General features: G+C 58.9%; 30 protein-coding genes. All 30 read right to left on the reverse strand.

Translation table 11 applies throughout. The features are described 5' to 3' along the window. Positions 1-78: 78 nt before the first annotated feature. Entirely contained in the window at positions 79-1,056 is a 978-nt protein-coding gene (locus tag UC34_RS22850; protein WP_039393697.1) for a DNA-directed RNA polymerase subunit alpha, read from the reverse strand. 105 nt (positions 1,057-1,161) lie between these two features. After that, positions 1,162-1,785, reverse strand: a complete 624-nt coding sequence (gene rpsD / locus UC34_RS22855; RefSeq protein ID WP_044457324.1) for a 30S ribosomal protein S4 — start codon at positions 1,783-1,785, stop codon at positions 1,162-1,164. A gap of 152 nt (positions 1,786-1,937) precedes the next feature. Continuing rightward, the gene (rpsK, locus tag UC34_RS22860) at positions 1,938-2,342 is read right to left on the reverse strand and encodes a 30S ribosomal protein S11 (RefSeq protein ID WP_010804113.1); all 405 of its coding nucleotides are present in this window, start codon (positions 2,340-2,342) and stop codon (positions 1,938-1,940) included. Positions 2,343-2,359: 17 nt separating this feature from the next. Continuing rightward, positions 2,360-2,725 (reverse strand): 30S ribosomal protein S13, encoded by a 366-nt coding sequence (gene rpsM, locus UC34_RS22865; protein WP_044457325.1) that lies wholly within the window; start codon positions 2,723-2,725, stop codon positions 2,360-2,362. 35 nt (positions 2,726-2,760) lie between these two features. Beyond that, positions 2,761-2,877: a 50S ribosomal protein L36 gene (gene rpmJ, locus UC34_RS22870; protein ID WP_010804115.1), complete on the reverse strand. Its 117-nt coding sequence runs from the start codon at positions 2,875-2,877 to the stop codon at positions 2,761-2,763. A 19-nt stretch (positions 2,878-2,896) separates the two neighbouring features. After that, entirely contained in the window at positions 2,897-3,115 is a 219-nt protein-coding gene (infA, locus tag UC34_RS22875; RefSeq protein WP_010804116.1) for a translation initiation factor IF-1, read from the reverse strand. Positions 3,116-3,124: 9 nt separating this feature from the next. Continuing rightward, positions 3,125-4,462 carry a preprotein translocase subunit SecY gene (gene secY, locus UC34_RS22880; RefSeq protein WP_039406340.1) on the reverse strand — a complete coding sequence of 446 codons (1,338 nt, stop codon included), beginning with the start codon at positions 4,460-4,462 and terminating at the stop codon, positions 3,125-3,127. Between the two features lie 23 nt (positions 4,463-4,485). Next, positions 4,486-4,920: a 50S ribosomal protein L15 gene (gene rplO / locus UC34_RS22885; RefSeq protein WP_039393709.1), complete on the reverse strand. Its 435-nt coding sequence runs from the start codon at positions 4,918-4,920 to the stop codon at positions 4,486-4,488. Between the two features lie 11 nt (positions 4,921-4,931). After that, positions 4,932-5,114 (reverse strand): 50S ribosomal protein L30, encoded by a 183-nt coding sequence (gene rpmD / locus UC34_RS22890; protein WP_023593832.1) that lies wholly within the window; start codon positions 5,112-5,114, stop codon positions 4,932-4,934. A gap of 11 nt (positions 5,115-5,125) precedes the next feature. Further along, positions 5,126-5,644: a 30S ribosomal protein S5 gene (gene rpsE, locus UC34_RS22895; RefSeq protein ID WP_039393711.1), complete on the reverse strand. Its 519-nt coding sequence runs from the start codon at positions 5,642-5,644 to the stop codon at positions 5,126-5,128. A 13-nt stretch (positions 5,645-5,657) separates the two neighbouring features. Then, positions 5,658-6,023 carry a 50S ribosomal protein L18 gene (rplR, locus tag UC34_RS22900; RefSeq protein WP_010804121.1) on the reverse strand — a complete coding sequence of 122 codons (366 nt, stop codon included), beginning with the start codon at positions 6,021-6,023 and terminating at the stop codon, positions 5,658-5,660. Positions 6,024-6,034: 11 nt separating this feature from the next. Continuing rightward, positions 6,035-6,568 carry a 50S ribosomal protein L6 gene (gene rplF, locus UC34_RS22905; protein WP_023593831.1) on the reverse strand — a complete coding sequence of 178 codons (534 nt, stop codon included), beginning with the start codon at positions 6,566-6,568 and terminating at the stop codon, positions 6,035-6,037. A 15-nt stretch (positions 6,569-6,583) separates the two neighbouring features. Beyond that, positions 6,584-6,979, reverse strand: coding sequence for a 30S ribosomal protein S8 (gene rpsH, locus UC34_RS22910; RefSeq protein WP_010804123.1), 396 nt, complete (start codon positions 6,977-6,979; stop codon positions 6,584-6,586). Between the two features lie 13 nt (positions 6,980-6,992). After that, positions 6,993-7,298, reverse strand: a complete 306-nt coding sequence (gene rpsN / locus UC34_RS22915; RefSeq protein WP_039393717.1) for a 30S ribosomal protein S14 — start codon at positions 7,296-7,298, stop codon at positions 6,993-6,995. A gap of 7 nt (positions 7,299-7,305) precedes the next feature. Further along, a complete protein-coding gene (rplE, locus tag UC34_RS22920; RefSeq protein ID WP_023593829.1) occupies positions 7,306-7,845 on the reverse strand; it encodes a 50S ribosomal protein L5 in 540 nt (179 codons plus the stop codon). Between the two features lie 19 nt (positions 7,846-7,864). Then, a complete protein-coding gene (rplX, locus tag UC34_RS22925; RefSeq protein ID WP_023593828.1) occupies positions 7,865-8,173 on the reverse strand; it encodes a 50S ribosomal protein L24 in 309 nt (102 codons plus the stop codon). An 11-nt stretch (positions 8,174-8,184) separates the two neighbouring features. After that, positions 8,185-8,553 (reverse strand): 50S ribosomal protein L14, encoded by a 369-nt coding sequence (gene rplN, locus UC34_RS22930; RefSeq protein ID WP_010804127.1) that lies wholly within the window; start codon positions 8,551-8,553, stop codon positions 8,185-8,187. A gap of 265 nt (positions 8,554-8,818) precedes the next feature. Continuing rightward, positions 8,819-9,091, reverse strand: coding sequence for a 30S ribosomal protein S17 (gene rpsQ / locus UC34_RS22935; protein ID WP_039393722.1), 273 nt, complete (start codon positions 9,089-9,091; stop codon positions 8,819-8,821). Continuing rightward, positions 9,088-9,282, reverse strand: a complete 195-nt coding sequence (rpmC, locus tag UC34_RS22940; RefSeq protein ID WP_010804129.1) for a 50S ribosomal protein L29 — start codon at positions 9,280-9,282, stop codon at positions 9,088-9,090. The genes rpsQ and rpmC overlap by 4 nt, the downstream gene beginning before the upstream one ends. A 14-nt stretch (positions 9,283-9,296) precedes the next feature. Then, positions 9,297-9,713 carry a 50S ribosomal protein L16 gene (gene rplP, locus UC34_RS22945; protein WP_010804130.1) on the reverse strand — a complete coding sequence of 139 codons (417 nt, stop codon included), beginning with the start codon at positions 9,711-9,713 and terminating at the stop codon, positions 9,297-9,299. A 2-nt stretch (positions 9,714-9,715) separates the two neighbouring features. Continuing rightward, positions 9,716-10,519, reverse strand: a complete 804-nt coding sequence (gene rpsC, locus UC34_RS22950; RefSeq protein ID WP_039393724.1) for a 30S ribosomal protein S3 — start codon at positions 10,517-10,519, stop codon at positions 9,716-9,718. Between the two features lie 9 nt (positions 10,520-10,528). Beyond that, complete coding sequence (rplV, locus tag UC34_RS22955; RefSeq protein WP_023593826.1) at positions 10,529-10,858, reverse strand: 50S ribosomal protein L22; 330 nt, start codon at positions 10,856-10,858, stop codon at positions 10,529-10,531. Positions 10,859-10,868: 10 nt separating this feature from the next. Further along, positions 10,869-11,144: a 30S ribosomal protein S19 gene (gene rpsS / locus UC34_RS22960; protein WP_010804133.1), complete on the reverse strand. Its 276-nt coding sequence runs from the start codon at positions 11,142-11,144 to the stop codon at positions 10,869-10,871. Between the two features lie 13 nt (positions 11,145-11,157). Further along, on the reverse strand, positions 11,158-11,985 hold the full coding sequence (gene rplB / locus UC34_RS22965) for a 50S ribosomal protein L2 (RefSeq protein WP_044457326.1): 828 nt from the start codon (positions 11,983-11,985) through the stop codon (positions 11,158-11,160). A 2-nt stretch (positions 11,986-11,987) separates the two neighbouring features. Then, entirely contained in the window at positions 11,988-12,302 is a 315-nt protein-coding gene (rplW, locus tag UC34_RS22970) for a 50S ribosomal protein L23 (protein WP_010804135.1), read from the reverse strand. Next, positions 12,299-12,919, reverse strand: coding sequence for a 50S ribosomal protein L4 (gene rplD / locus UC34_RS22975; protein WP_044457327.1), 621 nt, complete (start codon positions 12,917-12,919; stop codon positions 12,299-12,301). Before rplD ends, rplW begins: the two co-directional genes overlap by 4 nt. Before the next feature lie 2 nt (positions 12,920-12,921). Beyond that, a complete protein-coding gene (gene rplC, locus UC34_RS22980) occupies positions 12,922-13,578 on the reverse strand; it encodes a 50S ribosomal protein L3 (protein WP_052811201.1) in 657 nt (218 codons plus the stop codon). 206 nt (positions 13,579-13,784) lie between these two features. After that, positions 13,785-14,096, reverse strand: coding sequence for a 30S ribosomal protein S10 (gene rpsJ / locus UC34_RS22985; protein ID WP_010804138.1), 312 nt, complete (start codon positions 14,094-14,096; stop codon positions 13,785-13,787). 113 nt (positions 14,097-14,209) lie between these two features. Further along, positions 14,210-15,418 carry an elongation factor Tu gene (gene tuf / locus UC34_RS22990; protein ID WP_044457329.1) on the reverse strand — a complete coding sequence of 403 codons (1,209 nt, stop codon included), beginning with the start codon at positions 15,416-15,418 and terminating at the stop codon, positions 14,210-14,212. An 82-nt stretch (positions 15,419-15,500) separates the two neighbouring features. Continuing rightward, positions 15,501-17,603 carry an elongation factor G gene (fusA, locus tag UC34_RS22995; RefSeq protein ID WP_044457330.1) on the reverse strand — a complete coding sequence of 701 codons (2,103 nt, stop codon included), beginning with the start codon at positions 17,601-17,603 and terminating at the stop codon, positions 15,501-15,503. Positions 17,604-17,619: the final 16 nt, after the last annotated feature.

Consider the following 17,619-nt stretch of genomic DNA (forward strand, 5'->3'; position numbering starts at 1 on the left):
TTCGGCCGTATCGGATATTTCCGACGCGCCGCACTTACGTAGCGACACGGCCGCCCGAAGGCGGCCATGTCTTACCACTTACTTTTCGAGACCAGCCGGCGGCCAGTTTTCGAGCTTCATGCCCAGCGTGAGACCACGCGAGGCAAGGACTTCCTTGATTTCGTTGAGCGACTTGCGACCCAGGTTCGGGGTCTTGAGCAATTCGTTCTCGGTACGCTGGATCAGGTCGCCGATGTAGTAGATGTTTTCGGCCTTCAGGCAGTTGGCCGAACGCACCGTCAACTCGAGATCGTCCACCGGACGCAGCAGAATCGGATCGATCTGCGGCGCACGCGACGGCGCTTCGCTGGCGGCTTCCGTGCCTTCCAGCGCAGCAAACACCGACAGTTGGTCGACGAGAATGCGAGCCGATTGACGGATCGCTTCTTCCGGCGACACCACACCGTTGGTTTCGATGTTCATCACGAGCTTGTCCAGGTCCGTACGCTGTTCCACACGGGCCGATTCGACCGCATAGCTCACACGCTTGACCGGCGAGAACGACGCGTCGAGAACGATACGGCCGATAACCTTGGCCGACTCGTCACCATAACGGCGAACGTTACCCGGGACATAACCACGACCCTTTTCGATCTTGATCTGAACGTCGAGCTTGCCGCCCTTGGCCAGATGCGCGATCACGTGATCGGGGTTGATCAGTTCCACATCGTGCGGCACTTCAATATCCGAAGCGCGCACCACACCTTCACCATCCTTGCGCAGCGTAACGGTGACTTCGTCACGGTTATGCAGCTTGAACACGACACCCTTGAGGTTCAACAGGAAGTTGACAACGTCTTCCTGGACACCGTCGATGGTGGAATATTCATGCACAACGCCGGCGATCGTCACTTCGGTCGGCGCATAGCCCACCATCGACGACAGCAGCACGCGGCGAAGCGCGTTGCCCAAGGTGTGGCCATAGCCACGTTCGAACGGCTCCATCACGACTTTGGCGTGATGCTCACCGACCGGCTCAACCGCAATGATCTTGGGCTTCAACAAACTGGTTTGCATAGGTTTCCTTTTCAATACCCTCGGCTCGTTACACCGATAAGGCTGATGGGTGACAACCTGCACGGAACGCAAAACGCGCCGTGAGGCGCGTCAGCATCATACGGATTAACGCGAATACAATTCGACGATCAGGCTTTCGTTGATGTCGCCCGCGATATCGCTACGTTCCGGCAGTGCCTTGAAAGTGCCTTCCATCTTCTTGGCGTCAACCGAAACCCAGATCGGGAAACCGACTTGCTCAGCCAGCGTCAGTGCTTCTTGAATACGCACTTGCTTCTTGGCCTTTTCGCGCACGGCGATAACGTCGCCGGCCTTGACCTTGATCGACGGGATGTTCGACACAACGCCGTTTACCACGATTGCCTTGTGGCCAACGAGTTGGCGCGCTTCAGCGCGGGTCGAACCAAAGCCCATGCGGTACACGACGTTGTCCAGGCGCGACTCGAGCAGTTGCAGCAGGTTTTCACCCGTGTTGCCCTTGACGCGGTCGGCTTCCGCGAAATAACGACGGAACTGACGCTCAAGCACGCCGTAAATACGCTTGACCTTCTGCTTTTCGCGCAGCTGGTTGCCGTAGTCCGACGTACGAGCACCCGACGTGCGGCCATGCTGACCCGGCTTGCTATCCAGCTTGCACTTGTCGGCGAGCGAGCGGCGTGCGCTCTTCAGGAAGAGGTCAGTACCTTCACGACGGGAGAGTTTGGCCTTCGGGCCGATATAACGTGCCACGGTTGTTCCTTTATCTCAAAATTTGACGCAGCGAACTTTGTCCACTACGCAAGTCCGGTACCAATGTACCGGACGGTGGTCTTAGAAATTACTACGCGCACGGCCGAGACCGTGCGCGAACCCGCGATTATAGCAGGATTTTCTGAAGCGTCTTAGATACGACGACGCTTCGGCGGACGGCAGCCGTTGTGCGGGACCGGCGTCACGTCCGAAATGGCCGTGATCTTGATACCCAGCGCATTCAGTGCACGAACCGCCGATTCGCGACCCGGGCCCGGGCCCTTGATGCGAACTTCGAGGTTCTTCACACCGTATTCCAGCGCGACGCGGCCAGCCGACTCTGCAGCAACCTGGGCAGCAAACGGGGTCGACTTACGCGAACCCTTGAAGCCCTGGCCACCCGACGTCGCCCATGCCAGCGCATTGCCCTGACGATCAGTGATCGTGATGATGGTGTTGTTGAACGAAGCGTGGACGTGCACGACGCCTTCGGCAACGCTCTTCTTGACCTTCTTGCGAACGCGCTGCGAAGCGGCGTTGTTCTGTTGCTTAGCCATGAGTTCCTATCCTCTGGTTACTTCTTCAGCGAGACGCCGGCCTTACGCGGGCCCTTGCGGGTACGCGCATTGGTACGGGTACGCTGACCACGAAGCGGCAAGCCCTTGCGGTGACGCATACCACGATAGCAGCCCAGGTCCATCAGGCGCTTGATGCTCATGGTCACTTCACGGCGCAGGTCGCCTTCGACCGTCAGTTGACCCACTTGGTCACGCAGCTTTTCGAGATCGGCGTCGTCGAGGTCCTTGACCTTCTTCGAGTACGCCACGCCGGCGGCGTCGCAAATCTGGCGAGCGCGCGTGCGGCCGACACCGTAAATAGCCGTCAGGCCAATAGCGGTGTGCTGGTGGTTCGGGATGTTAACCCCTGCGATACGAGCCATTCGTAATTCCCCAACTAAATAGCGTTAAAGGCCGATTAGCCCTGACGTTGCTTGTGGCGCGGATCCGAACTGCAGATCACGCGCAGCACGCCTTTGCGCTTCACAAACTTGCAATTGCGGCAGATGCACTTAACAGATGCCAAAACTTTCATGACAATTCCCTCTCTCTAATCACTTCGCCCGGAAGACGATCCGCGCACGCGACAGATCGTAGGGCGTCAACTCTACCGTCACCTTATCCCCAGGAAGGATACGGATGTAGTGCATCCGCATCTTGCCGGAAATATGTCCGAGTACTACATGGCCATTTTCCAGCTTTACCCGGAAGGTGGCATTGGGGAGGTTTTCAAGGACCTCACCCTGCATTTGAATAACGTCGTCTTTCGACATGATCCCGGATCAGCGAAGCGTCATGTTATTGCCGCCCTTGAAATTCGCTTTGCGGAGCAGCGACTCATACTGTTGCGACATCACATACGACTGCACTTGCGCCATGAAGTCCATCGTCACCACCACGATAATCAGCAGTGAGGTTCCACCGAAGTAGAACGGGACATTCCAACGCAACACCAGAAACTCAGGCAGCAAACACACCAGGGTGACATAAGCTGCGCCGGCCAGTGTCAGACGCGTCAGGATCTTGTCGATATACCGCGCCGTCTGGTCGCCCGGACGAATCCCCGGGACAAACGCTCCGCTCTTCTTCAGGTTCTCGGCGGTCTCCTTGCTGTTGAACACCAGTGCGGTGTAGAAGAAGCAGAAGAACACGATCGCCAGTGCGTAGAGCATCACGTAGATCGGCTGACCCGGCGACAACTTCGCCGCGATATCCTTGAGCCAGCGCGCGTTATCACCTGCGCCGAACCAATTCGCGATCGTTGCCGGGAACAGGATGATCGACGATGCAAAGATCGGCGGAATCACGCCTGCCATGTTCAGCTTGAGCGGCAGGTGCGAAGCCTGACCACCGTACACCTTGTTGCCGACCTGACGTTTGGCGTAGTTCACCAGGATCTTGCGCTGACCACGTTCGACGAAAACGACGAAGAACGTCACCAGCACCACCAGGACACAGATCACGATCGCCGAGAACGGACCGATCGAACCCGTGCTGACGAGCTCGAACAAGCCGCCTACTGCGTTCGGCAAACCGGCCGCGATACCACCGAAGATGATGATCGAGATACCGTTACCGAGGCCGCGTTCGGTGATTTGCTCACCCAGCCACATCAGGAACATCGTGCCGGTCACGAGCGTGATCACCGTCGTCAGGCGGAACAACATGCCCGGATCGACGACGAGCCCCGGCTCGCTCTCCAACGTCACCGCAATCGCAGCTGCCTGGAAGAGCGCAAGCACCACCGTGAAATACCGGGTGTACTGCGTGATCTTGCGTTGTCCGGCCTGGCCTTCCTTACGCAAAGCTTCCAATTGCGGCGATACCATCGCCAGCAACTGCATGATGATCGACGCTGAAATGTACGGCATGATCCCCAGCGCGAAGATCGTGAAACGCGACAACGCACCGCCAGAGAACATGTTGAACATGCCCAGGATCCCGCCCGACTGGCGCTGGAACAACTGCGCCAGCTGATCGGGGTCGATGCCCGGCACCGGGATATGCGCACCAATACGGTAGACGATCAACGCCAGCAGCAGAAAAACCAGCCGCCGGCGCAGATCCGCATACTTCGGGCCCTGCGTACCAGGCTTAGCGAGATTAGGAGACTTGGCCAATGCTGGCTCCGGGGTGTCCTAACTTACTCTGCGACCGAACCGCCGGCCGCCTGAATTGCCGTGAGCGCACCCTTGGTGACGCCCAGACCCTTCACAACGACCTTGCGGGTGATCTCGCCTGCGGCGATGATCTTGGCCGACAGCGACAGCTCGCTCACCAGACCGGCCTGCTTCAGAACCAGCAGATCGATCTCGTCGACCGGCAGGTTGTTCAGGTCCGACAGGCGAACTTCGCCCACGAAACGACGCGTCAGCGACTTGAAACCACGCTTCGGCAGACGACGTTGCAGCGGCATTTGACCGCCTTCGAAGCCCACCTTGTGGAAGCCACCCGAACGCGACTTCTGACCCTTGTGACCACGGCCGGCGGTTTTACCCAGACCCGAACCGATGCCACGGCCAACGCGGCGCTTGGCGTGCTTGGCGCCTTCTGCCGGCTTAATCGAATTCAATTCCATTTTGCCCTCGCTCAGTCGACGATCTTCACAAGGTACGAGACCTTGTTGATCATGCCCCGCACAGCGGGCGTATCCTGCAACTCGCTGACCGAATTGAGGCGACGCAGGCCCAGACCCTTGACGGTGGCGCGATGGTCTTCGCGCGTACCGATCAGGCTCTTGACCAGCTTAACTTTCACAGTTTGCTGCGACATATTGATCACCCTTAGCCGAGGATCTCTTCCACCGACTTGCCACGCTTAGCGGCGATGTCAGCAGGAGTCGATTGTTTCTTCAGGCCATCGAGCGTGGCGCGGACCAGGTTGTACGGGTTCGTCGAGCCGAGGCTCTTCGTCACCACGTTGGTCACGCCCATCACCTCGAACACCGCACGCATCGGGCCACCAGCGATCACGCCAGTACCGTCCTTCGCCGGCGACATCAGGACGCGCGAGGCGCCATGCTGGCCGAGAACGTTGTGTTGAAGGGTGCCATTCTTCAGAGCAACCTTGAACATGTTGCGGCGGGCTTGTTCCATTGCCTTTTGAACGGCAACCGGGACTTCCTTCGCCTTGCCCTTGCCCATGCCGATGCGGCCATCGCCGTCACCAACCACGGTCAACGCGGCAAAACCGAGAATACGGCCACCCTTCACAACCTTCGTGACACGGTTGACCGCGATCATCTTCTCGCGAAGGCCGTCGTCGCGTTCGTCAGCCTGAACTTTCGCTTGCATCTTTGCCATGACGGATCCTTACTTAGAACTTGAGGCCGGCTTCACGGGCAGCGTCGGCCAGAGCCTTGACGCGACCGTGATAGCGGAAGCCCGAGCGGTCGAAAGCCACGCTTTCGATGCCGGCAGCCTTCGCCTTTTCGGCGATACGACGACCGATCAATGCAGCAGCGGCAGCGTTGCCACCCTTGCCTTCCTTGTCGCCCAGTTCCTTGCGCACTTCGGCTTCCAGCGTCGAAGCGCTGGCCAGCACTTGCGTGCCGTCTTCCGAGAAAACTTGCGCGTAAATGTGCACGTTGGTGCGATGCACGGAAAGGCGATGCACCTTTTGAGCTGCCAGCTTGATACGAGTCTGGCGAGCACGGCGCACACGAGATTGTTTCTTGTCCATGTTTCGCACCCTTACTTCTTCTTGGTTTCCTTGAGGATCACCACCTCGTCCGCATAGCGGACGCCCTTACCCTTGTAGGGCTCGGGCGGACGGTAACCGCGAACTTCCGCAGCCACTTGTCCGATGCGTTGCTTATCAACGCCCTTGATGATGATCTCCGTCTGCGTCGGGGTCTCTGCCTTCACGCCTTCCGGCATGGCATGCACGACATCGTGCGAGAAACCCAGCTCGAGCTTCAGGTTGTTACCTTCAGCCTTGGCACGGTAACCCACGCCAACGAGTTGCAGCTTCTTTTCGAAACCCTTGCTCACACCGGTCACCATGTTGTTGACCAGTGCACGTTCCGTACCATACAGCGCGTTCGCTTCACGGCTTTCGTCGGCCGGGGCGAAGGTGATGGTGCCGTCTTCGATCTTGACGTTCACGAGGGCGTTCACGCCGCGGGTCAGCGAACCCAGGGCACCCTTGACCGTCAGCACATTGCCAGCCAGCGTTGCTTCAACGCCCTTCGGCAGCGCAATGGGACTCTTACCTACTCGAGACATTTCAACTCTCCTCGGTTAGGCCACGTAGCAGATGACTTCGCCGCCCACGCCGGTGGCGCGTGCCTTGCGATCCGTCATCACGCCCTTCGGGGTCGAGACGATTGCAACGCCCAGGCCATTCATGACCTGCGGGATGTCGTTGCGGCTCTTGTACACACGCAGACCCGGGCGCGAAACGCGCTCGAGGCGCTCGATCACCGGACGGCCAGCGTAGTACTTCAGTGCGATGTTCAGCACCGGCTTGGTTTCTTCTGCTTCAACCGCGAAATCTTCGATGTAGCCTTCGTCCTTCAGGACCTTGGCGATCGAGACCTTCAGCTTGGACGAGGGCATCTTCACCGATGCCTTCTCAACCATCTGAGCGTTGCGGATGCGAGTCAGCATATCGGCGATAGGATCGCTCATGCTCATGGTGCTTCTCCTATTACCAGCTTGCTTTGGTCACGCCCGGGATTTCGCCACGGAAGGCGATTTCACGGATCTTGTTACGGGCCAGGCCGAATTTGCGGAACGTGCCGCGCGGACGACCGGTCAGCTCGCAACGATTGCGTTGACGCGTCGGGTTGGCGTTACGCGGCAGCTGTTGCAGCGCCAGACGTGCTTCATAACGCTCGTCTTCCGACTTGCTGGTGTCTTCGATGATCGCTTTGAGGTCAGCACGCTTGCCAGCGTACTTCGCCGCCAGACGGGCGCGCTTCTTTTCGCGTTCGATAAGTGCCAGTTTAGCCACGATTACCTCAGTTACGGAACGGGAATTTGAACGCCGACAGAAGAGCCTTGGCTTCTTCGTCAGTCTTCGCAGTCGTGGTGATGCTGATGTTCAGACCACGCAGTGCGTCGATTTTGTCGTACTCGATTTCGGGGAAGATGATCTGTTCCTTCACACCGATGTTGTAGTTGCCACGACCGTCGAACGCACGACCCGAAATACCACGGAAGTCACGCACGCGCGGCAGAGCCACGGTGATGAAACGATCCAGGAATTCGAACATACGCTCGCCGCGCAGCGTCACCATCGTACCGATCGGGTAACCTTCGCGGATCTTGAAACCGGCGATAGCCTTGCGAGCCTTCGTCACCACCGGCTTCTGGCCGGCGATCTTCGTCAGGTCGCCAACGGCGTGCTCAATGATCTTCTTGTCAGCGACGGCTTGACCAAGGCCCATGTTCAGGGTGATCTTGGTGATGCGCGGCACTTCCATGACGGACTTGTAACCGAACTGCTTCGTGAGCTCGGCGACAATCTTGTCCTTATAGAATTCTTGCAAACGGGCCATTATCTATACTCCCTGCGACTTAGGCACCGACGACCGCACCGGTCGTCTTGAGGAAGCGGACCTTCTTGCCGTCTTCGACCTTGATGCCCACGCGCGACGGCTTGCCATTGGCATCCACCAGCGCCACGTTCGAAACGTGGATCGGCATCGTCTTGTCGACCACGCCACCTTGCGTGCCCTTCATCGGGTTCGGCTTGACGTGCTTCTTGGCAACGTTCACGCCCTCGACGACCAGCTTGTCACCATCAACGGCCAGAACCGTGCCACGCTTGGCCTTGTCCTTACCCGTCAGAACGATGACTTGGTCACCCTTGCGAATCTTGTTCATGTGTCGGCTCCTTACAGCACTTCCGGGGCCAGCGACACGATCTTCATGAAGCGTTCGGTACGCAGTTCACGCGTAACCGGTCCGAAGATACGGGTGCCGATCGGCTCGAGCTTGGTGTTAAGCAGCACGGCGGCATTGCCGTCGAATTTGACCAGCGAGCCGTCCTGGCGACGCACGCCCTTGGCGGTGCGCACGACCACTGCGTTGTAGATTTCGCCCTTCTTGACGCGACCACGCGGGGCAGCATCCTTGACGCTGACCTTGATGATGTCGCCAATGCCGGCGTAGCGACGCTTGGAGCCGCCCAGCACCTTGATGCACATCACTTCGCGCGCACCGGTGTTGTCGGCTACTTCGAGCCGGGTTTCAGTTTGAATCATGGTGTTATCTTCCCAACTTAATCCGACACATAAGCGTCGGTCAGTCTTGGTCCCCGTCAGCACCAAAGGGTGCCGTTTGGGTTGAGTCGTTCAAAAGTGGACAACCTTGCTACCTCATCCAGACCCGTAGAGGATACGGATCGGCCTCGGAAGCCATCCACTTCCTTGCGAAACCAAAGACCGGTTTTGGCGAAAGAAGCGGAAAGTCCGGAATTATACAATGATAATTCCGGACTTGCAAGTCAAGCCTTCGCTTCAGACTGCCTTAGATGATACGGGCAGCTTCCACGAGACGGGCAACCGTCCAGGCCTTGGTCTTCGACAGCGGACGGGATTCTTGAATCTCGACCAGGTCGCCTTCCTTGTACTGGTTGGTTTCGTCGTGCGCGTGGTACTTCTTCGAGCGCACGATGTACTTGCCGTAGAGCGGGTGCTTCATTTGACGCTCGATCAGCACGGTAACCGTCTTGTCCATCTTATCGCTGACAACGCGACCCACGAGGGTGCGCTTCAGCGAAGTCTTAGCGGTATCGTTCATTTCTGGCTCGCCTTCTCAGTCAACACGGTACGCACACGCGCGATGTCCTTGCGCACCTTCTTCAGCTGGCTGGTGTTGCTCAGCTGTTGGGTGCCCGCTTGCATGCGAAGACCGAATTGGGCCTTCAACAGATCCGACAGTTCCTTGTTCAGGCCGTCGACATCCTTGGCACGAAGTTCGGATGCTTTCATTTCAAATTCTCCCTTCAGGCGCCAAGGCGACGTACGAAGAACGTCGTCTGAATCGGCAGCTTGGCTGCGGCCAGGCGGAACGCCTCGCGCGCCAGCGCTTCATCCACACCGTCCATTTCGTACAGCATCTTGCCCGGCTGAATCTCGGCGACGTAGTACTCCGGGTTACCCTTACCGTTACCCATACGCACTTCTGCCGGCTTTTGCGAGATCGGCTTGTCCGGGAAGATACGGATCCAGATACGGCCACCACGCTTGATGTGGCGGGTCATAGCGCGACGAGCAGCTTCGATTTGACGAGCCGTCAGACGACCACGACCGACCGCCTTCAGGCCGAATTCGCCGAACGACACTTCGTTGCCACGGGTGGCGACGCCAGTGTTACGGCCCTTCTGCTCTTTGCGATACTTTCTGCGTTTCGGTTGCAGCATGATTATTCTCCAGTCTTGGCGTCGCCTTCAGGCTTGCCAGCCGGACGGCGTGCACCACCGCGCTTCGCACCGGCCTTGTCGCCAGCGTCGTCACGACGGGGGCGACGGTCGCCCGGACGCGCGTTGCGGCGCGGACGCTTTTCTTCGGCCGGCTCTTCAGCCACCGGAGCGTCGTTGCGGCCCAGCGTGTCACCCTTGTACACCCACACCTTGATACCGATGATGCCGTACGTCGTCTTCGCTTCCGAGGTTGCGTAGTCGATGTCAGCGCGCAGGGTGTGCAGGGGCACACGACCTTCGCGGTACCACTCGGTACGAGCGATTTCGATGCCGTTCAGACGGCCAGCGCTCATGATCTTGATGCCCTGGGCACCCAGACGCATCGCGTTCTGCATCGCGCGCTTCATTGCGCGACGGAACATGATACGGCGCTCGAGCTGCTGAGCGATCGAGTCGGCGATCAGCTGCGCATCGGTCTCCGGCTTGCGGATTTCTTCGATGTTCACGTGCACGGGCACGCCCATGCGCTTTTGCAGCTCAGCCTTGAGGATTTCGATGTCCTCGCCCTTCTTGCCGATCACAACGCCCGGACGCGAGCTGAAAATCGTGATACGTGCATTCTTGGCCGGACGTTCGATGACCACGCGGCCAACCGAAGCGTTCTTCAGCTTCTTCTTCAGGTAATCGCGAACGCCGATGTCTTCCTGCAGCATTTTCGCGAAATCCTGGTTGTTCGCGTACCAACGCGAAGCCCAGTTACGACTGACAGCCAGACGGAAGCCAGTCGGATGAATTTTCTGTCCCATCGTGACCCCTTAGTTGCCCAGCGTCACAGTGATGTGACAGGTTTGCTTCTCGATGCGGTTACCACGGCCCTTGGCGCGCGCGGTGAAACGCTTGAGCGAGGTCGCCTTGTCAACGTAGATGCCCTTAACGCGCAGCTCGTCGATGTCAGCACCTTCATTGTGCTCGGCGTTGGCGATTGCCGACTCGAGCACCTTCTTGATGATGACCGCGGCCTTCTTCGGCGAGAAGGTCAGAACATTGAGCGCACGCTCCAGCGGCAGGCCGCGAATCTGGTCAGCGACCAGACGCGTCTTCTGCGCCGAGATACGGGCACCGCGATGAATTGCTTTCACTTCCATGATCGGCCCCTTATTTCTTCGCCTTCTTGTCGGCCGCATGGCCCTTGAAGGTACGGGTGAGAGCGAACTCACCCAGCTTGTGGCCGACCATGTTTTCCGTCACGTACACCGGCACGTGTTGACGGCCATTGTGCACAGCGATCGTCAGACCGATGAAATCGGGCAGGACGGTCGAACGGCGCGACCAGGTCTTGATCGGCTTCTTGTCACGCGATGCGGCTGCTGCTTCCACCTTCTTCAGCAGATGAGCGTCGCAAAACGGACCTTTTTTAACAGAACGAGTCATTTGCTAGCTCCAATTAACGCTTCTTGCGACGCTGAACGATCATGCTGTCGGTGCGCTTGGTCGAGCGGGTACGCTTACCCTTGGTATGCTGACCCCACGGGCTGACCGGATGACGACCAGCAGCCGTACGACCTTCACCACCACCGTGCGGGTGATCCACCGGGTTCATCGCCACACCGCGAACGGTCGGGCGAATACCGCGCCAACGCTTTGCACCGGCCTTGCCCAATTGGCGCAGGCTGTGCTCTTCGTTACCGACTTCACCGATGGTGGCGCGGCACTCGATGTGCACGCGACGGACTTCGCCCGAACGCAGACGCACTTGAGCGTACGTGCCTTCGCGAGCCAGCAGCATGGCGGACGTGCCAGCGGCACGGGCGATTTGCGCACCCTTGCCCGGCAGCAGTTCGATGCCGTGAATCGTCGTACCGACCGGAATGTTACGGATCGGCAGCGTGTTGCCAGCCTTGATCGGCGCTTCAGAGCCGCTCACCACTTGCTGGCCGACGGTCATGCCCTTCGGTGCAAGGATGTAACGACGCTCGCCGTCGGCGTAGCACAGCAGTGCGATGTTCGCGCTGCGGTTCGGGTCATACTCAAGACGCTCAACCTTCGCCGTGATGCCGTCCTTGTTACGACGGAAGTCGACGATACGGTAGTGCTGCTTGTGACCGCCACCCATATGACGGGTGGTGATGTGACCGTTGTTGTTACGGCCAGCGGTCTTGCTCTTGGTATCGAGCAGCGGGGCGAACGGCTTGCCCTTATGCAGATCCTTGTTGACGACCTTGACCAGCGAACGGCGGCCCGGCGACGTCGGTTTCGTTTTGACGAGTGCCATGATTACTTGGCCTCCGCTTCAAAATTGATTTCCTGACCCGGCTTCAAGCTCACGTAAGCCTTCTTCTCGTGGTCACGACGACCCATGAAGCGGCCAAAGCGCTTTTGCTTGCCCTTACGGTTCAGGATTTGCACCGACTCGACTTCAACCTTGAAGAGAAGCTCAACAGCAGCCTTCACTTCTTGCTTGTTCGCGTCGCGTGCAACTTGGAACACCACTTGTTCATTCTTGTCAGCCACCAGCGTCGCCTTCTCGGAGATCACCGGCGCGAGCAAGACCTGGTACAGACGATGGTCGTTTTTACGCACGTCGCTCATGACAGCATCTCCTCAATCTTGGCGATCGCGCCCTTCGTCAGCAGCACCTTCTTGAAGTAGATGAGCGACAGCGGGTCGGCGAAACGCGGCTCGGTGACGGCAACGTGAGCCAGATTGCGCGAGGCCAGGAACAGGTTCTCGTCCACGCTATCCGTGATCAGCAGCACCGACTCAAGGCCCATGGCCTTGATCTTTTCAGCGAGCAGTTTGGTCTTCGGGGCATCAAGCTTGATGTCTTCGACGACCGACAGACGACCTTCACGGGCGAGCTGCGACAGAATCGAGCACACACCGGCGCGGTACATCTTCTTGTTGACCTTGTGGGTGAAGTTCTCTTCCGGCGAATTCGGGAAGATACGGCCACCGCCGCGCCACAGCGGGCTCGACGACATACCGGCACGAGCACGGCCCGTACCCTTCTGACGCCACGGCTTCTTCGTCGTGTGCTTGACCTGTTCACGGTCTTTCTGCGCACGATTGCCGCTGCGGGCGTTGGCTTGATAAGCCACCACAACCTGATGGATCAGCGCTTCGTTGTAGTCACGGCCGAACACGACGTCCGACGCGTTGACCGCAGCGCCTTCCTGACCTTGCTCATCCAGGAGCTTCAGTTCCATTGTTACGCTCCCTTCGCGAGTTTGGCTTTGACGGCCGAGGTCACGAAAACCTTGCCTTCGTTGGCGCCCGGAACGGCACCCTTCACGAAGATCAGGCCACGTTCAGCGTCAATGCGCGCGATTTCGAGATTCTGCACCGTCGTCGTGACGTCACCCAGGTGACCCGTCATGCGCTTACCCGGGAACACACGACCCGGATCCTGCGCCATACCGATCGAACCCGGAACGTTGTGCGAACGCGAGTTACCGTGCGATGCGCGACCCGAAGCGAAGTTGTAACGCTTGATGGTACCGGCGTAGCCCTTACCGATCGACACGCCTTGCACGTCGACCTTCTGGCCCACCTGGAACAGGTCGACACCGACCACTGCGCCCGGCTGCAGTTCAGCAGCTTTGGCAGCATCGATGCGGAATTCCTTGAGGATTTCACCGGCTTCGACACCCGCTTTCGCGTAGTGACCGGCGGCGGCTTTGGTCACGCGCGTAGCGCGACGATTGCCGAAAGTGACTTGAACGGCGGTATAGCCGTCCGTTTCATCCGTCTTGATTTGCGTCACACGGTTGTTAGACACGTCGAGCACGGTGACGGGAATCGAATCGCCGTCGTCCGTGAAAATACGCGTCATGCCAACCTTGCGACCGACAAGGCCAAGGCTCATGATTTTCTCCATTCCCGACTGCGATTGGCCGGGGCTAAATGACAAAAGGATGGTCCACGGACGTGGGCCATCTTTTCAAAACTACACTTGAGCCCGCCATTATAGGCGGACTTTTATCGCTTGACAAGTGTTGCTAAATCACATAACAAAAGCCCCGCCGGGTCCAGCATTGGCGGGGCTTTCGAGAGCGAAACCGCTCGCAAGCCTTACTGCAGCTTGATTTCGACGTCGACGCCAGCCGGCAGGTCCAGCTTCATCAGCGCGTCAACCGTCTTGTCCGTCGGATCGACGATGTCCATCAGGCGCTGGTGCGTGCGGATTTCGAGCTGGTCGCGCGACGTCTTGTTGACGTGCGGCGAGCGCAGGATGTCGAAACGCTCGATGCGCGTCGGCAGGGGCACCGGGCCCTTGACGATGGCGCCGGTGCGCTTGGCGGTCTCAACGATTTCGGCGGCCGACTGGTCGATCAGGCGGTAGTCGAAAGCCTTCAGGCGGATACGAATCTTTTGGTTCTGCATGGAAATTCTCCAAAGAGCGTGGCAACCCTCGTTCGGGCGCCGGGTAAATCACAAAGAGCGAACAGAATGACGATGGCGAAGGGCCGAAACCCCTCGCCACCCATCGATCCGTATTAGGCGACGATCTTGGCAACGACGCCCGAACCCACCGTACGGCCACCTTCGCGGATAGCGAAGCGCAGACCTTCGGTCATGGCGATCGGAGCGATCAGCTTGACGGAGATCGAAACGTTGTCGCCCGGCATGACCATTTCCTTGTCGGCCGGCAGGCTGATCGAGCCCGTCACGTCCGTCGTACGGAAGTAGAACTGCGGACGGTAGTTGTTGAAGAACGGGGTGTGACGACCACCTTCATCCTTCGACAGCACGTACACTTCGGCCGTGAATTCCATGTGCGGCTTGATCGAGCCCGGCTTGGCCAGAACCTGACCACGCTGAACGTCTTCACGCTTCGTGCCGCGCAGCAGAATACCGACGTTGTCGCCTGCCTGACCTTGGTCGAGCAGCTTGCGGAACATTTCAACGCCCGTGCAGGTCGTCTTGTCGATGTGCGGCTTGTCGCCGTCCATCTTGATACCGACGATTTCGATTTCTTCGCCGACCTTGACGATGCCCGACTCAACGCGGCCCGTCACCACCGTGCCGCGACCCGAGATCGAGAACACGTCTTCGACCGGCATCAGGAACGGCTTGTCGACAGCGCGCTCCGGCGTCGGGATGTACGAATCCAGTGCGTCGGCCAGGTTCATGATGGCCACTTCGCCCAGTTCGCCCTTGTCGCCTTCCAGCGCCAGCTTGGCCGAACCCTTGATGATCGGGGTGTCGTCGCCCGGGAACTCGTACTTCGAGAGGAGTTCGCGAACTTCCATTTCGACCAGCTCGAGCAGCTCGGCGTCGTCGACCATGTCGCACTTGTTCAGGAACACGATGATGTACGGCACGCCAACCTGACGGGCCAGCAGGATGTGCTCGCGCGTTTGCGGCATCGGGCCGTCAGCTGCCGAGCAAACCAGGATAGCGCCGTCCATCTGGGCAGCACCGGTAATCATGTTCTTGACGTAGTCGGCGTGGCCCGGGCAGTCAACGTGTGCGTAGTGGCGCGTCGCCGTTTCGTACTCGATGTGTGCCGTGTTGATGGTAATGCCGCGTGCCTTTTCTTCCGGCGCTGCGTCGATTTCGTCGTACTTCTTGGCTTCGCCGCCGAACTTGGCCGACAGAACCGTTGCGATAGCAGCCGTCAGGGTGGTCTTGCCGTGGTCAACGTGACCGATGGTACCGACGTTCACGTGCGGCTTGGTCCGCTCGAATTTTTCCTTTGCCATTTCCGAATCCTCAGATACTGAATAGACGATTAAACAGTGTGACGGGCGCTGCATCGCATGATGCAGACACCCCTCAATTCAATTACTTGCTCTTGGCGCTGATGATGGCTTCGCTCACGTTCTTCGGAGCTTCAGCGTAGTGCTTGAACTCCATCGTGTACGTGGCGCGGCCTTGCGTGGCCGAACGCAGCGCGGTCGAATAACCAAACATTTCCGACAGCGGAACTTCAGCGCGCACGATCTTGCCGCCGCCGACCATGTCGTCCATGCCCTGGATAATGCCGCGACGGCTCGACAAGTCGCCCATCACGTTACCCATGTAGTCTTCCGGCGTTTCCACTTCCACAGCCATCATCGGCTCGAGAATGACCGGGCTGGCGCGGCGCATGGCTTCCTTGAAAGCCATCGAACCGGCCATGCGGAACGCGTTTTCGTTCGAGTCCACATCGTGGTACGAACCGAACGTCAGGTGAACCGTGACGTCGACCACCGGGAAGCCGGCGAGAACACCGCTCTTCAGGGTGTCCTGGATACCCTTGTCAACGGCCGGGATGTATTCACGCGGAATCACACCACCCTTGATCTCGTCGATGAACTTGTAACCCGCGCCCTGCTCGCTCGGCTCAAGCGTAATGACAGCGTGACCGAACTGGCCGCGACCGCCCGACTGCTTGACGAACTTGCCTTCCACATCGGCTGCCGACTTGCGAATGGTTTCGCGGTAGGCAACCTGCGGAGCGCCGATGTTGGCTTCCACGCCGAATTCGCGCTTCATGCGGTCCACCAGAATTTCGAGGTGGAGCTCGCCCATACCCGAAATGATGGTCTGACCCGATTCTTCATCGGTTTGCACGCGGAACGACGGATCTTCCTGCGCCAGGCGGTTCAGGGCGAGGCCCATCTTTTCCTGGTCGACCTTGGTCTTCGGCTCGACAGCCTGCGAAATCACCGGCTCCGGGAACACCATGCGCTCGAGCACGATCGGGGCCGACGGGTCGCACAGCGTGTCACCGGTCGTTGCGTCCTTCAGGCCGACGGCAGCGGCGATGTCGCCAGCGCGCACTTCGTCGATTTCTTCACGCTGGTTCGCGTGCATCTGCACGATACGGCCCAGGCGTTCCTTCTTGCCCTTGACCGAATTGAGCAGCGTGTCGCCCTTGTTCACAACACCCGAGTACACGCGGAAGAAGATCAGCTGACCAACGAACGGGTCCGTCATGATCTTGAACGCCAGCGACGAGAACTTCTCGTCGTCCGAAGCCTTACGCTCGGCCGGCTGTTCCTTGTCGTCCGTGCCCTTGACCGGCGGAATGTCGACCGGCGACGGCAGGAAGTCGATCACGGCGTCCAGCATACGCTGCACACCCTTGTTCTTGAACGCGGTACCGCACAGCATCGGCTGAATTTCGCAGGCGATGGTACGCAGGCGCAGGCCTTCGATGATGTCAGCCTCGGAGAGGTCGCCCTCTTCCAGGTACTTGTTCATCATCTCTTCGCTCGACTCGGCAGCGGCTTCGACCATGCCTTCACGCCACTTCTTGGCTTCAGCTTGGAGTTCGGCCGGAATGTCGGTGTAGTCGAACTTCATGCCCTGGGACGCTTCGTCCCAAATGATCGCCTTCATCTTGATGAGGTCGACCACGCCCTTGAAGTTTTCTTCAGCGCCGATCGGCACCACCACCGGCACCGGGTTTGCCTTCAGACGGTTCTTCAACTGGTCATAGACCTTGAAGAAGTTCGCGCCGGTGCGGTCCATCTTGTTGACGAACGCCAGACGCGGCACGCCGTACTTGTTGGCCTGACGCCAAACGGTTTCCGACTGGGGCTGCACGCCACCCACGGCGCAATACACCATGCACGCGCCATCGAGAACACGCATCGAGCGCTCGACTTCAATCGTGAAGTCGACGTGCCCCGGGGTGTCGATGATGTTGATGCGGTGCTTTTGATAGTTGTTGGCCATGCCGGACCAGAAGCAGGTCGTGGCAGCCGACGTAATCGTAATGCCACGCTCTTGTTCCTGCTCCATCCAGTCCATCGTCGCCGCGCCATCGTGCACTTCACCGATTTTGTGGTTCACACCGGTGTAGAACAAAATGCGCTCGGTCGTCGTGGTCTTACCTGCGTCGATGTGAGCGCTAATACCGATGTTGCGGTAGCGCTCGATAGGGGTTGTACGAGCCACTTTAAGCCTCTTTCAA

Origin of the sequence: Pandoraea vervacti (assembly GCF_000934605.2) — a bacterium.
GTDB lineage: Bacteria > Pseudomonadota > Gammaproteobacteria > Burkholderiales > Burkholderiaceae > Pandoraea > Pandoraea vervacti.

Excerpts from the sequence above, each read along its gene's own strand:
- UC34_RS22850 (WP_039393697.1), bottom strand. The coding sequence starts at position 1,056 with ATGCAAACCAGTTTGTTGAAGCCCAAGATCATTGCGGTTGAGCCGGTC.
- rpsK (WP_010804113.1), bottom strand. The coding sequence starts at position 2,342 with ATGGCTAAGCAACAGAACAACGCCGCTTCGCAGCGCGTTCGCAAGAAG.
- rpsM (WP_044457325.1), bottom strand. The coding sequence starts at position 2,725 with ATGGCTCGTATCGCAGGGGTTAACATCCCGAACCACCAGCACACCGCT.
- rpmJ (WP_010804115.1), bottom strand. The coding sequence starts at position 2,877 with ATGAAAGTTTTGGCATCTGTTAAGTGCATCTGCCGCAATTGCAAGTTT.
- infA (WP_010804116.1), bottom strand. The coding sequence starts at position 3,115 with ATGTCGAAAGACGACGTTATTCAAATGCAGGGTGAGGTCCTTGAAAAC.
- rplO (WP_039393709.1), bottom strand. The coding sequence starts at position 4,920 with ATGGAATTGAATTCGATTAAGCCGGCAGAAGGCGCCAAGCACGCCAAG.
- rpmD (WP_023593832.1), bottom strand. The coding sequence starts at position 5,114 with ATGTCGCAGCAAACTGTGAAAGTTAAGCTGGTCAAGAGCCTGATCGGT.
- rpsE (WP_039393711.1), bottom strand. The coding sequence starts at position 5,644 with ATGGCAAAGATGCAAGCGAAAGTTCAGGCTGACGAACGCGACGACGGC.
- rplR (WP_010804121.1), bottom strand. The coding sequence starts at position 6,023 with ATGGACAAGAAACAATCTCGTGTGCGCCGTGCTCGCCAGACTCGTATC.
- rplF (WP_023593831.1), bottom strand. The coding sequence starts at position 6,568 with ATGTCTCGAGTAGGTAAGAGTCCCATTGCGCTGCCGAAGGGCGTTGAA.
- rpsH (WP_010804123.1), bottom strand. The coding sequence starts at position 6,979 with ATGAGCATGAGCGATCCTATCGCCGATATGCTGACTCGCATCCGCAAC.
- rplE (WP_023593829.1), bottom strand. The coding sequence starts at position 7,845 with ATGGCCCGTTTGCAAGAATTCTATAAGGACAAGATTGTCGCCGAGCTC.
- rplX (WP_023593828.1), bottom strand. The coding sequence starts at position 8,173 with ATGAACAAGATTCGCAAGGGTGACCAAGTCATCGTTCTGACGGGTAAG.
- rplN (WP_010804127.1), bottom strand. The coding sequence starts at position 8,553 with ATGATTCAAACTGAAACCCGGCTCGAAGTAGCCGACAACACCGGTGCG.
- rpsQ (WP_039393722.1), bottom strand. The coding sequence starts at position 9,091 with ATGAACGATACCGCTAAGACTTCGCTGAAGCGCACCCTCGTGGGTCGC.
- rpmC (WP_010804129.1), bottom strand. The coding sequence starts at position 9,282 with ATGAAAGCATCCGAACTTCGTGCCAAGGATGTCGACGGCCTGAACAAG.
- rplP (WP_010804130.1), bottom strand. The coding sequence starts at position 9,713 with ATGCTGCAACCGAAACGCAGAAAGTATCGCAAAGAGCAGAAGGGCCGT.
- rpsC (WP_039393724.1), bottom strand. The coding sequence starts at position 10,519 with ATGGGACAGAAAATTCATCCGACTGGCTTCCGTCTGGCTGTCAGTCGT.
- rplV (WP_023593826.1), bottom strand. The coding sequence starts at position 10,858 with ATGGAAGTGAAAGCAATTCATCGCGGTGCCCGTATCTCGGCGCAGAAG.
- rpsS (WP_010804133.1), bottom strand. The coding sequence starts at position 11,144 with ATGACTCGTTCTGTTAAAAAAGGTCCGTTTTGCGACGCTCATCTGCTG.
- rplB (WP_044457326.1), bottom strand. The coding sequence starts at position 11,985 with ATGGCACTCGTCAAAACGAAACCGACGTCGCCGGGCCGCCGTTCGCTG.
- rplW (WP_010804135.1), bottom strand. The coding sequence starts at position 12,302 with ATGAGCGACGTGCGTAAAAACGACCATCGTCTGTACCAGGTCTTGCTC.
- rplD (WP_044457327.1), bottom strand. The coding sequence starts at position 12,919 with ATGGAACTGAAGCTCCTGGATGAGCAAGGTCAGGAAGGCGCTGCGGTC.
- rplC (WP_052811201.1), bottom strand. The coding sequence starts at position 13,578 with ATGAGCCTTGGCCTTGTCGGTCGCAAGGTTGGCATGACGCGTATTTTC.
- rpsJ (WP_010804138.1), bottom strand. The coding sequence starts at position 14,096 with ATGCAGAACCAAAAGATTCGTATCCGCCTGAAGGCTTTCGACTACCGC.
- tuf (WP_044457329.1), bottom strand. The coding sequence starts at position 15,418 with ATGGCAAAGGAAAAATTCGAGCGGACCAAGCCGCACGTGAACGTCGGT.